The organism is Dorea formicigenerans (assembly GCF_025150245.1).
Lineage (GTDB): Bacteria > Bacillota > Clostridia > Lachnospirales > Lachnospiraceae > Dorea > Dorea formicigenerans.
This window is the reverse complement of sequence record NZ_CP102279.1, coordinates 1,874,536-1,886,871: the sequence shown is the minus strand read 5'-3', so window position 1 is coordinate 1,886,871 and position 12,336 is coordinate 1,874,536. Positions and strand designations below refer to the sequence as shown.

General features: G+C 39.7%; 8 protein-coding genes. 7 read left to right on the top strand and 1 reads right to left on the bottom strand.

Annotated elements, in window-relative coordinates:
• The first annotated feature begins 18 nt into the window (after window positions 1-18).
• The 4 genes from NQ560_RS09220 to NQ560_RS09205 all read left to right on the top strand — a co-directional run bounded on the left by NQ560_RS09220 (window position 19) and on the right by NQ560_RS09205 (window position 5,474).
• A complete protein-coding gene (locus NQ560_RS09220) occupies window positions 19-1,005 on the top strand; it encodes a sensor histidine kinase (RefSeq protein WP_227968878.1) in 987 nt (328 codons plus the stop codon).
• 173 nt (window positions 1,006-1,178) lie between these two features.
• A complete protein-coding gene (locus NQ560_RS09215; protein ID WP_005331274.1) occupies window positions 1,179-1,946 on the top strand; it encodes an ABC transporter ATP-binding protein in 768 nt (255 codons plus the stop codon).
• The gene (locus tag NQ560_RS09210) at window positions 1,939-3,933 is read left to right on the top strand and encodes an ABC transporter permease (RefSeq protein WP_005331273.1); all 1,995 of its coding nucleotides are present in this window, start codon (window positions 1,939-1,941) and stop codon (window positions 3,931-3,933) included. Before NQ560_RS09215 ends, NQ560_RS09210 begins: the two co-directional genes overlap by 8 nt.
• 209 nt (window positions 3,934-4,142) lie before the next feature.
• Window positions 4,143-5,474: an IS4 family transposase gene (locus NQ560_RS09205; RefSeq protein WP_005331271.1), complete on the top strand. Its 1,332-nt coding sequence runs from the start codon at window positions 4,143-4,145 to the stop codon at window positions 5,472-5,474.
• A gap of 187 nt (window positions 5,475-5,661) precedes the next feature.
• On the opposite strand, the gene NQ560_RS09200 is transcribed toward NQ560_RS09205, so the two are convergent.
• Window positions 5,662-6,768, bottom strand: a complete 1,107-nt coding sequence (locus NQ560_RS09200) for a pyridoxal phosphate-dependent aminotransferase (protein WP_040015308.1) — start codon at window positions 6,766-6,768, stop codon at window positions 5,662-5,664.
• Between the two features lie 109 nt (window positions 6,769-6,877).
• Between NQ560_RS09200 and NQ560_RS09195 the strand changes: the two genes are divergently transcribed.
• Genes NQ560_RS09195 through NQ560_RS09185 form a run of 3 tightly spaced genes read left to right on the top strand, consistent with a single transcriptional unit; the run spans window position 6,878 to window position 12,224 of the window.
• Complete coding sequence (locus NQ560_RS09195; RefSeq protein WP_005331265.1) at window positions 6,878-10,168, top strand: DUF5717 family protein; 3,291 nt, start codon at window positions 6,878-6,880, stop codon at window positions 10,166-10,168.
• 30 nt (window positions 10,169-10,198) lie between these two features.
• The gene (locus NQ560_RS09190; RefSeq protein WP_040015307.1) at window positions 10,199-11,476 is read left to right on the top strand and encodes a DUF5716 family protein; all 1,278 of its coding nucleotides are present in this window, start codon (window positions 10,199-10,201) and stop codon (window positions 11,474-11,476) included.
• Window positions 11,451-12,224, top strand: a complete 774-nt coding sequence (locus NQ560_RS09185; RefSeq protein ID WP_040015306.1) for a hypothetical protein — start codon at window positions 11,451-11,453, stop codon at window positions 12,222-12,224. The genes NQ560_RS09190 and NQ560_RS09185 overlap by 26 nt, the downstream gene beginning before the upstream one ends.
• Window positions 12,225-12,336 lie beyond the last annotated feature (112 nt).

Sequence of the window (12,336 nt, the reverse complement as noted above, 5' to 3'; positions counted from 1 at the left end):
AAGCTGCTGGGGAGTTTTTTGAAAGAAAAAAGAGGCGATATCTGCCTGTATATTGGATTCATTGGTGTGTTTTATGTCATTTTCAGCCTGAGCAACTTGCCAGTTGATGCGGTGAACTATGCATTTTTTCTTTCCGCAATCTGGCTGCTTGGATATGGAATTTTCAAATTTAACCAATATTATAAGAAGGGTGTGGCAGTCATTGAGGCAAAGCAGCGTTTGGAAGAGGTGACGGAAAATCTTCCGGCGACAAGGTCATATATCGAGTTAGAGTATCAGGCAATTATTCAAAATATGTATAAGAAAATGTCTGATCTGCAATCAGCGGAGCGGATTGGGCGCCAGGAAATGAAAGATTATTACAGTATGTGGGCGCATCAGATCAAGACACCGATTGCTGCCATGAAAGTGCTTGCGCAGGCAGCCGGCGACACGGAAGATGCCAGAACTTATGAGCTTTTGCAGGATATGCAGACAGAACTTTTTAAGACAGAACAGTATGTGGAAATGGTTCTGACTTATGTGCGTATGGAGGATATGTCGGGAGATCTTATGCTGAAGGAATATGCTTTGGACAATCTGGTAAAGCAGGCACTTAAGAAGTATTCCCGTATGTTTGCCATGCAGAAATTGGCATTACATTATGAAGCACTTCGGGTAACCGTTACGACAGATGAAAAATGGCTCGTTTTTGTACTGGAGCAGATTTTGTCCAATGCATTGAAATACACAGTCGAAGGAAGCATTTCTATTTATATGGAAGATGATTGGCTTGTAATTGAGGACACAGGCATCGGTATATGCTCAGAAGACTTGCCGCGTATTTTCGAAAAGGGATTCACCGGGTATAATGGAAGAAGTGATAAGAAATCTACAGGCATCGGTCTTTATTTATGTAAGCAGATTATAGAGAAGCTCCGTTGCCAGATCCGAGTAGAATCTAAGCTGGGAAAAGGAACACGGGTGTTATTGTATCTGATGAAAGAAAATTTACAGGTAGAGTAAATAGTGACAAGATTGTAAGATTAGCAGGGGGAAATGTAACCAAAATCAATGGAAATGCATTTCTTCTTTTTTTATAATTGATTGTGTAAAGAAGTTAAAAAAATCGTGTGAAAGACATGTCCGCAGGATTTTGAAAGCAGTTTTTATACAATGAAAAAGAAGGAGAAATTGATATGGCGTTATTGGAAGTGAAAAATGTAAAGAAAATATATACGACTCGTTTTGGGGGCAATAAAGTAGAGGCACTTCGTGATGTGAATTTTTCAGTAGAGCCGGGAGAATATGTGGCAATCATGGGAGAGTCTGGTTCTGGTAAAAGTACCCTGTTAAATATTCTGGCACAGCTTGACTGCCCGACAAGTGGCAAGGTCATTTTAAAGGGAAGAGATTTAAGTACGATTAAGGAAAAGGAAATGTCTGCATTTCGTCGTCAGAATCTTGGATTTGTATTTCAGGATTTTCATTTGTTAGATACATTTACACTGAAAGATAACATTTTTCTGCCACTGGTTCTGTCCGGAAGAAGATATGAAGAAATGGAACAGCGCCTTGCGCCGATCGCGAGGCATCTTGGTATTGAAAAAATTCTGGAAAAGTACCCGTACGAAGTGTCTGGTGGACAGAAGCAACGTGTGGCAGTGGCAAGAGCGCTGATTATCAAGCCGCAGATCGTTCTGGCAGATGAGCCGACCGGAGCACTGGATTCCAAGGCAGCGCAGGAACTTCTTCGCTTGTTTTCTTCTGTGAACCATGATGGACAGACAATTCTCATGGTCACTCACAGTGTGAAAGCTGCCAGTAGTGCAAATCGCGTGATGTTCATTAAAGATGGTGAGGTATTCCATCAGTTGTACCGTGGCAATCTGACTGATGAACAGATGTATCAGAAAATTTCCGACACACTGACTGTTCTCGAAGCAGGAGGTGAGCGCGTTGAGTAGCAAAATCTATGGAAAACTTGCAATCACCAATCTGAAAAACAATCGTAAGACGTATGTTCCATACATTTTAATGGCAGTACTTTCTGTTATGATGTACTACATTGTTGGTGGTATGGCACAGGGAAATAACGGGCTAAGTAAAAATGTGAAATTGATTATGGGCTATATGAATGGACTGCTGATGATCTTTTCTGTAATTTTTCTATTCTATACGAACAGTTTCCTGATTAAGCGAAGAAAGCGGGAAATCGGGATTTACAATATTCTTGGTATGGGAAAAGGACATATTGCAAAAATGCTTGCGATTGAGGCGGTGATTACTGCATTTATCAGTATTTTCGGTGGTATACTCTTAGGTATTGTATTTGGAAAGCTGATGTATCTTGTACTTGGAAAACTTTTACATTATGATATCAGTGTGAAAGTTACGGTAGAGATTCCGGTGCTGGAGAAGACATTTGTATTTTTTATGGCAATTTTCGTACTGATTCTTCTTTATAATTTGCTTCAGATCCGCATAGTCAGTCCGGTAGAGCTTCTGCATGGGAGCAATCAAGGAGAGCGTGAGCCAAAGACAAAGTGGCTTCTGGCGATTGTGGGAGCGATTTTGCTTGGAACCGGATATTACATTGCACAAACGACCGGAAATCCACTGGATGCGATGACAAAATTTTTCTTCGCAGTTGTCTGTGTTGTGCTCGGAACTTATGGTCTGTTTATTGCAGGAAGTATCGCAGTCCTGAAAATGTTAAAGAAAAACAAAAAATATTATTACCAGGCAAAACATTTTACGGCAGTATCCGGCATGGTTTACCGCATGAAACAAAACGCAGTGGGGCTCGCAAACATTTGCATCTTAAGTACGATGGTACTGATTATGGTATCCACTACCGTTTGCCTTTATGTGGGTATGAATGACATTATCAGCGTCAGATATCCACGAGAGTGCGAGGTGAGCATTTACAGAACAAATGCACAGACAGAAGAAAAAGTGCATACAATCATTGAGGAAATTATAAGAAAAAATAATACGAAGGCGGAAAATGAACGTATTTATCATTTGGGAGAACTGACCGGTTATCTGGATGGAAATAAGATGATTCTGGATCCTGATAAATATTATTCAGACAAAACGTCCAGTTCAGTTGTGCTGATTCCACTTGCAGACTATAACCGTCTGGAAGAAAAAAATGAGACATTAAATGATGGAGAAGTACTTCTTTTTTCTACTCAGACAAAAAGTTACGGACAGAATGAAATTTATTTAGATGATACAAAATTTAATATAAAAAAAGAATTGGACAAATCTCAATTAGACGAGAAAAATAACGATAAAGATATTCCAATTACTTACATGATTATGAAAGACGAAGAACAGATTCTGAATATTTTAAAACAGACTTATGAAAAAAGTACACAGAATGATGAAACAAAAGCAAGCCTGATGGCAATGACTTATTATGAGGCTTTCGATATGAAAGGTTCCAGCGAATTAAAAAAGAACGTAGAACAACAGATCAGAACAGCACTGAGTGAGCAAGTTCCAGAAACTTTCTGCTCCTGTAGCGGAAGACAAATTAACAAAGACTCCTTTTACGAATTGTATGGCAGCCTCTTCTTCATGGGCATGTATCTCGGCTTCATGTTCCTCATGGTAACAGTACTCATTATTTACTACAAACAGATTTCCGAAGGTTACGACGACAAAGGCCGTTACAAGATTATGCAGCAAGTTGGCATGGATAAACAAGAAGTAAAAAAATCTATTCGAAGCCAGGTGCTAATGATCTTCTTCCTGCCGCTTATTATGGCAATCATTCATGTGGCAGCAGCCTTCAAAGTCATTACAAAACTACTGGCAATGTTTTCCATGACAAACATCACATTATTTATTGAATGCACAATAGCAACAATTATAGTCTTTGCAGTGATTTATTGTATTGTATTTATGGTGACAGAACGAGAATATTATAGAATAGTAAAATAGTTTAGAAAAAGAAACAATTCAAAAAGGGACAGGTTAAAGTTCAATTGGGGACGGGGTTTTTTCAAAAACAATGTCATTAAGTTAAGGATTTTAGTAGTGTGAAAAGTAGTTTTTTACTTTTTGCACTACTTTTTTTGCCTAAAAGCTTGACAAAACTTCACAAAAGTGTGGCGAAGCCATTTGAATATATTCTTTTTTAGGAGGTTCAAATGGCAAATATTTCTTTTATTGTAAAGCAAAAACTGGAGTCTGCTATAAAAATATTATGCAGAGATTTTTCATCACACGTAAAGCGTCCGGGAAAAGACTTTTCTAGGAATCGTAAACTTCCATTTGAAGAGGTGATTCGATTCCTTCTCCCTCTGCAAGGACAATGTATGGATCAGGAATTATTCCGTCACTTTTCAAAGAAACCACTCTTCTTTTCAACAGACTATTCGGGTATTCCGCATAGTTCCGCTATGATTCAGGCTCGGCAAAAACTTTCAGATTCTGCAATGCCGGCCTTGTTCCATTCGTTTACAGAGACTTGTAAAAAAGGTGCGCTTTTCCAGGGTTACCAACTTCTGGCAATAGATGGTTCCCAGTTTTCTGTCCCGGAAAATCTAAAAGAACCACTATGCTGGCGTAAGATACCCAATATCTCAAAGGGAAGAAATGTGATACATTTAAATGCTATGTACCATCTTCAGAGTGGTATTTTTGAAGATGTCGTTTTTCAGCCAATCTGTGAATGTAATGAGCATAAAGCCCTGGCTCAAATGGTAGACCGCCGGTCTTCTGCGTTTCCTGCTATTTTTATGGCTGATCGGGGATACGAAAGTTATAATACTTTCGCCCATATAGAACAAAAAGGGGATAAATACGTGGTTCGGGGAAGAGAATCAGGTACAGGTATCTGTTCTGGTCTGAATCTTCCTGATACAGAAGAATACGATATCGAAAAAGAACTTTATATCTGTAAAAAACATAGCAAAAAAGTAAAAACAAACCCACGAAAATATAAACGAATTCGCAGTGATGCAACATTTGATTTTTTCACAGACGATTGTGAGGAATATCGATTAAATCTTAGAATTGTAAAAATAAAACTCTCTGAAACCACAACTGAAGTACTGTTTACAAATCTTTCTAAAGAGAAATTTTCGGCAGATGATTTAAAACGGTTATATCATATGCGCTGGGGAATTGAAACTGCATTTGACCAGTTAAAATATGCGCTTGGCGCTGCATCTGTTCATTCTAAGAACTCAGAATTAATCATACAAGAATTGTATGGAAAGCTAATTATGTTCAATTTTTGTAAAACTATAGTTGGTGGAATTGCGGTAAAACAGCAGGAATACTGGAAATATGAATATAAATTGAATATAAAAATGGCAATGTGTATTTGTAGAGAATTCTGGTGCTCCCAGACTTTAGCAGCACCAGAGGTTGAAAAAATGTTGCTGAACTATCTTGTCCCCATAAGGGATAACCGGACTTTTCCACGAGATACGGTTAAAAAGTCAGCAATAGCATTCAATAGTAGGATAGCATAAGATTGTAAAAATGAAAATAGGAACCATGAGAAAGCAGGGATTTTTCGCTGCTTACTTGTAGTATCCTTGAAAAACAAGAAGCCTTGACAATCCATAAAAAAGAAGTGTCAAAGCCTCAATAATTACAATTTTATCCTTAACTTAATGACATTGTTTTCAAAAAAACCCCGTCCCCAATTGAATTGTATTAGAATTGTTCCAACAATTTTAATAGATGTGTATTATCTTCTGGATTCATTATGCAGAACCGGATATATTCGCCATCTAAACTTTTGAATGATGAGCAGTCACGGATCATCATTCTTTCTTTTATGGCTGCCTCGAAAATATCAAATGAAGTTAAGCTTTCTTTTAAGATGCGTACAAGTATGAAGTTGGCATAAGGCTTGTATGCTTTGAAGGCCGGCATGTTTTGTATAGCCATGTACATGCGGTCGCGTTCGGAGCAGATAAGCTGTCTTGTTGTTTGTTGGTAGGTGTTGTCTTTGAACATGCGCTCACCGGCATAGGCTGCGACGCTGTTTAAGCTCCACGGGTTCTGGTGAATAAGCAGTGCTTCTAAAAATTCATGATTGCTTGTGATACCGTAGCCGAAGCGTAGTCCCGGTGCTGCGTAGAATTTGGATACACCGCGGATGACCATTACATTATCGAATTCATCAGTCAGTGGAATGGCAGTAATTTCGGCTACGTCCGGAGCAAATTCTACATAAGTTTCGTCTATCATGACGAAGATATTACGTTCTTTACAGAAGGTTAAAATCTGTTTCACATCGTGATTTTTAATCGCTGATGATGTCGGGTTATTCGGATTGCACAGAATCAGCAGGTCGACATCATCTGCCATAGAGGCAAAGAAGTCTTGCATATCTAACTGGAAATTTAAATCTTCTTTCAGGTTATATTCAGTGATCGTTCCACCGGTGAGGGCAAGCTCGCGTTCATACTCAGAATAAGTTGGTCCTACAACAAGTGCTTTTTTTGCCTGTCTCTGACTGATGAGCAGAGAAATTAATTCTGTTGATCCATTTCCTACAACAATATGTTTAGGGGAAATGTGACAGTATTCTCCGATAGTTTTCTTAAGTGAAGTGTAGTTCCGGTCCGGGTAGGAGGAAATAATATCCAGATGCCCTGCCAGATCATTTTTTACAGATTCGGACAGTCCAAGAGGGTTCACGTTGGCACCGAATTTAATGATGCCTGGAATTTCGGATGCCGGAATGTGGTAATATGCAGCGATTTTTTCCAGATCACTGCCGTGAAATTCAGGTCTTTGATTCTTTTTATCCATAAATACTCTAAATACTCCTTTCATGGTATTGCCATTCAGGACAAAACAATGCTATAATTCATTATAGTATGTTTTCAGAAAAATGCAACGAAAGAAGCAGGTGTAGGACTTGAAAAACAAAATCCAGAAATTTTCGAAAGGGAACTTCAGGACCGGTCGTCCAGAAGTTATATTTGAAGAAACGAATCTGGTTCTGATAATCGGTGAAGGGGAAGTATACCGGGGGAGTTTCATAATTAAAAGTGAGAATGAACATGTGATACGGGGCTTAGTTTACCCGTCTTCTTTTCGTGTTAAGCTCAAGGATTCCGGATTTGAAGGAAATCCGGCAAGAGTGGAATTCACATATGACGGGCGTGGTTTAAAACCAGGACACGTAGAAGAAGGTAAATTCACAGTTGTATGTACCGGTGGAGAATATGAACTGTCATTTACGGCAATCATAGAGAAACCTTACGTGATGACCACCTATGGCAAGGTACAGAGTACAGATGATTTCAGAAAGCTGGCAGTAAAAGATTATTCTGAGGCGGCAAGACTATTCCGCTCCAGAGATTTTTATGCCATTTTAAAATATGAGAATGAACGTATCTTTTATCTCTATGATAATATGCGCAAATGGTCACTGGAAGAGCAGGCAATGGAAGAATTTCTTGTAGGAATTAAGCAGAAGGAATGTATTTTCCTGACACTTCCGGGAGAAGGAATGCTCTTTGAGGATATTTTGGAGTCTACAAAAGGTGTTGTGACTCTGATGAAAAATACATGGGGTTATGTGCCAATCCACATTGAGACGGAGGGACGTTTCTTAAAGGTGTCCAGACAGGAGATTTCTACAGAAGACTTTGTAGGTAACAACTATGAAGTTGAATACTTTGTACGCCCGGAATTCCTTCATGTAGGGCGTAATTACGGCGTAATCCGTTTCCAGACTCCATATGAGACGTTAAGCTATGAAGTAGAAGTGCTGCAGAATCAGGAATATGATGAGAATCACCATGTGCCGGAGCTTTTGATTGCTCAGATATTGAAAGAATATATCGGATTTGTGGCCGGACGGATTGACTTGAAGACATGGGTGGACAGCGCAGTGGAAAAAATGACTGCGGTTCGAAGGATTGAGACGCAGAGCGAATTATATCAACTTGTGCAGGCACATATTTACATGCTGGGTGACCGTATCGAAGACGCAAAATGGATTCTTGAAAATTACAATTATAATCGTTTTGCCATTGGTAAAGACCCGATCACGAATTGTTATTATCTCTTTCTGACAGCTCAGATCCGGGATAATAAAGCGCATACAGACCGTGTGCTGGATGAATTGGAGAAGACGTATATCCGGCATCAGGATTCATGGCTTCTGCTCTATATGATCATCCAGATGGATCCAAAGTACAAGAATCCATATAAGAAGCTGGAAGTTCTGGAACAGCAGTATGAGTATGGGACAGAGGACGTGTTATTTTATCTGGAGGCATATCTGTGCTACAAGGAGAAGCCGATTCTTCTTCGAAAACTTGGAGAATTTGAACTTCTGGTACTGACATTTGCATCAAAATACCGTCTTATGACGAAGGAACTGGCCCTTTATGTAGCGAATTTTGCCAGCCAGCAGAAGACATTTAATGAGCGGGTTTATCGGATTTTAAAGCGCCTCTATAATATGTACGAAGAGCCGATGATTCTGAATACAATCTGCACTCTTCTGATCAAAGGAAATAAGACATCATCGGAATATTTTCCATGGTATCAGAAAGCAGTGGAGGAAGATTTTCGGATTGCCAGACTTTATGAGTATTATATGATTGCCATGGACGAGACACGTATGCGCGGACCGCTTCCACGGAAAATTTATTTGTATTTTATGCATGGTAATACACTGGATTACCGGAAAGAAGCATTTTTATATGCAAATCTTCTGACTTACAGTGATGATCAGGCAATGTTCTTAAATTACCGTGAGCAGATTGTGGCATTTACATGGGAGCAGCTCATGAAACGCCATATTACAGAGGCATTGAAGATTCTTTATAAACGTTTCTGCCTGCCAGAGGAAATGGACGAGAAACGAATGAAAGCTATGAGAGATATTTGCTATTCTTATGAGGTTTCCACGAAAGTTCCACATATGCGCTGCGTTCTTGTCATTGAAAAAGATGGTGCCGTCAGGCAACGTATCCCGTATGACGAAGAGACCGGTGCAATCATTCAGCTCTACGATAAAGAATCCCGAATTGTGTGGGAGTCCATGGATGGCAGATATTACACAGATTCTATTGCTTACGAGACGAAACGGTTATTTTACGAACCGAGATTCATGGAAATGTGTAAGAAATATGAGGACGAGGCCGGTATGTGGAAGAAGACTGGCGAGGTCGTGGAAGTGACTTTTGACACGTTACGGGAAAGTGGACTGACCGGTGCAGATGAGAGAAAGGTCTTTCGTCTTTGCAGCGAAAAAATCCGCGAGGAAGATCCGGGAGAAGATGCATTTCTCCTTTATCTGACATTTGAAATGTTCAAGAAACAGCAATATGATAAGGCGACGCTGACATATCTGGGTGAATATTTCTGTGGTGCAACAAGAGATATGAAACGTCTTTGGGAAGTTATGCGGGAATATGAGATTCCGTCCTATAAAGTAGCAGAGCGTATTATTACGCAGATGCTGTTCTCGGAAAATATTTTTGATGAAGAGAAAATTTTCGAAGATTATTATCTGTCTGACACAGCATATTTCCGGCTGAAACAGGCATATCTTGCATTTGTTTCCAGAGAGTATATTCTCTATGAAAGAGAACTTGAAACATGTGTATTTCATATTATTGCCAGAGAATGTGACCAGAAAGAAGAACTTCCGGATGTCTGCAAAGTGGCACTTTTATGTTATTATGCGGGCAGTGATTACCCGGCAGACATAGAAGCCGTTCTGCATCAGCTCTTGCGGGAAATGTGTGAAAAACAGATTATTTTTCCAGCGTACATGAAATACAAGGAAGAGTGGCTTCGTGAAGTGCAGCTTTATGATAAGACTATAGTTTCTTATCAGGCAAAAGAAGGAAGTAAAGTAAAATTGTTCTATAAAATCAAGGGTTCCGGTAAGAAAACACTTGGTTATCATTCAGAGATGCTTGTTCCGGTATTTGAGAATCTGTATGTGAAACAGTTTGTACTCTATGCAGATGAGGAACTGGATTATTATATCCAGGAGTCTGATGGAAAAGAGAGTACAAATACAGAAAAGCAGATTATCAGAAATGATCATGCAATTTTAGCTGGGCGTTTCGGAAGAATCAACGCCATGGTCCAGATGACGCCGGCAAACCGTAACAAGGCTATGATGGAGTATGAAGAAGAGGATATACTTGCAAAAAAAATGTTCAAACTTTATGAATAAATACAACAAAAAGAGAAAGGAGGAATGGTAATGAAAAGAGGTTGTGTGATTGGCTATGACATCAATGAGAAGGGCTGCCAGATCAGCTATTATGACGACTCTATGGAAGAGCCGGATACAATGATGGCTTCGTCCAATAATTACCTGATTCCTCTTGTATTGGGATATTTTAAAGACCGCTGGGTATTTGGGAAAGAGGCAAAAAGACTGGCGGTCGTAGGAGAAGACTGCACGGAGACGGACCTTTATGGAAAGGCAAAGCGCCGCGAGAAAGTAAGCCTTGCCGGCAAGACTTATGATGCAGTGTGGCTCCTTGCAAAATACATCAGTCTGACACTTCAGGATTTTGAAAATATTCAGTATCTGACATTTACAACTCCGGAGACGGACGTGGATATGGCGAAGATGCTCAAAGGGATCGGTCAACATATTGGCGTAGACAAGGAAATCATCAATGTTCAGGATTATAAAGAAAGCTTTTGCCAGTATATGATTTTTCAGCCAAAAGAATTATGGCAATATGAATCTGCTCTGTTCTATTGTGATGAAGAGCGGATCAAGGCATATATGCTTCGAAGGCTCCGAGTGGATGCAAGCCACGGCATGAATTCATTTGTGACAGTCGATGAAGTGGCAAATGCCCAGAGAAAGGAACTGGAAGCGCTTTATCCGATTATGAATAAGGAAAAGAGCCCGGACGAAAGTTTCAAGTCTATGATTGAAAATGTGTTCGAAAAAAAGGTTATTTCTTCGGTATATTTAACGGGAGAAGGATTTGAGAAGAACTGGTACCCGAATTCTCTCCGGGTGCTTTGTAACGGCAGACGTGCCTTTATGGGAAATAATCTTTACAGCAAGGGAGCCTGCTATAAATCTATCCGGAAATGTGAGCCAAATGATGACGGACCGATTTATTTAGATGAGACAAAACTGACAGAGAGGATTTGTCTGCGTATGCGTGTGGATGGTCAGGAGGGGTGGTATCCGCTTGTGACATGGGGAACGCATTGGTATGAAGCAGATGGACAGTGGGAAGTGCTCCTGGAGGACGCTTCTGATATTGAAATTTTAGTGGAAAGTCTGGTAGACGAAGAAGTACAGGTGGAGAAAGTATCGCTGGAAGGTCTTCCGAAGAGAACAGATTATTCTTTAAGACTTCAAGTAGAGGTTATGTTTTTAGATGAACGTACCTGTAAATTGACATTTCGCGATGTGGGATTTGGCGAATTCTTCACCCCGACAGATTTCCGGGTGGAGAAGACAATTCAGTTAGGAGGAATCAATGGGCAGTTTAATTCTATGTCATAGTAAACGTGCAAAGCGCCCGTACGAGATTTCCCGGGTGCATATGCGAATTTATACAATTGAAGAATTATGTTATTATCTGTGTAATAATTTGTATTTAATTGATTATACAATTATGAACCGTAGACTGTGTGACTGGTTGGAAGACGAACTTGGTCTTGCAAAAATGGCAGAGGATCTGCGCCGTGATCTGGATCAGAATGCGACATTAGAAGAGTTCGTACTTACAATATTGAAAGGATCTGTGATTTATGCACCATCAGAGATCGTGAAGATTCAGAATCTTTTGGAACAGCTGAAAAACCAAAGAGATGTAGAACGTGCGAAGTATAAGGCGGACAGTTTAATGAAATCAGGAGAATATGAGTCTGCGATTTTGGTATATCAATCCATTTTAAGTCAGGACTGGGATGAGTCCGTGAATAAAAAATTCTATGGAAAAATATACGGCTGTCTCGGTAGCGCTTATGGATACCTGTTTCTTTATAAAGAAGCAGCACTGATGTTTAAGGAGGCTTACAGCATCTGTGAGGAAGAAGATATGCTGAAAGCATATATTTATTGCTGCTATCGGGGACTTCCGGAAAAAGATTATGTAAAAATGTTATCCGGGAATTCGATGTTTCTTTCAATGTCTGCAAAGATTAAAGCAGAGATGGAGGAAGCAAAGAAGGAAAATGATCTGGATTTTTCTGATGAGAAGCTGATTACGTGGAAAAGCGAGAACCGCAGGATTGACAAGAAGTCCTGAATATGTTACTATAACAAAGCGATTTAGCGTGGTAAAGTAATCAATTGGTAAATTGATAAAAGATTACACCGCATCGAAAAGCAATAGGAGATTCGAAAGAAAAAGGTATTTC

What these genes read in the sequence shown, in the direction of transcription:
- NQ560_RS09215 (WP_005331274.1), top strand. Translation starts at nt 1,179, where the DNA reads ATGGCGTTATTGGAAGTGAAAAATGTAAAGAAAATATATACGACTCGT.
- NQ560_RS09185 (WP_040015306.1), top strand. Translation starts at nt 11,451, where the DNA reads ATGGGCAGTTTAATTCTATGTCATAGTAAACGTGCAAAGCGCCCGTAC.
- NQ560_RS09200 (WP_040015308.1), bottom strand. Translation starts at nt 6,768, where the DNA reads ATGGATAAAAAGAATCAAAGACCTGAATTTCACGGCAGTGATCTGGAA.
- NQ560_RS09190 (WP_040015307.1), top strand. Translation starts at nt 10,199, where the DNA reads ATGAAAAGAGGTTGTGTGATTGGCTATGACATCAATGAGAAGGGCTGC.
- NQ560_RS09205 (WP_005331271.1), top strand. Translation starts at nt 4,143, where the DNA reads ATGGCAAATATTTCTTTTATTGTAAAGCAAAAACTGGAGTCTGCTATA.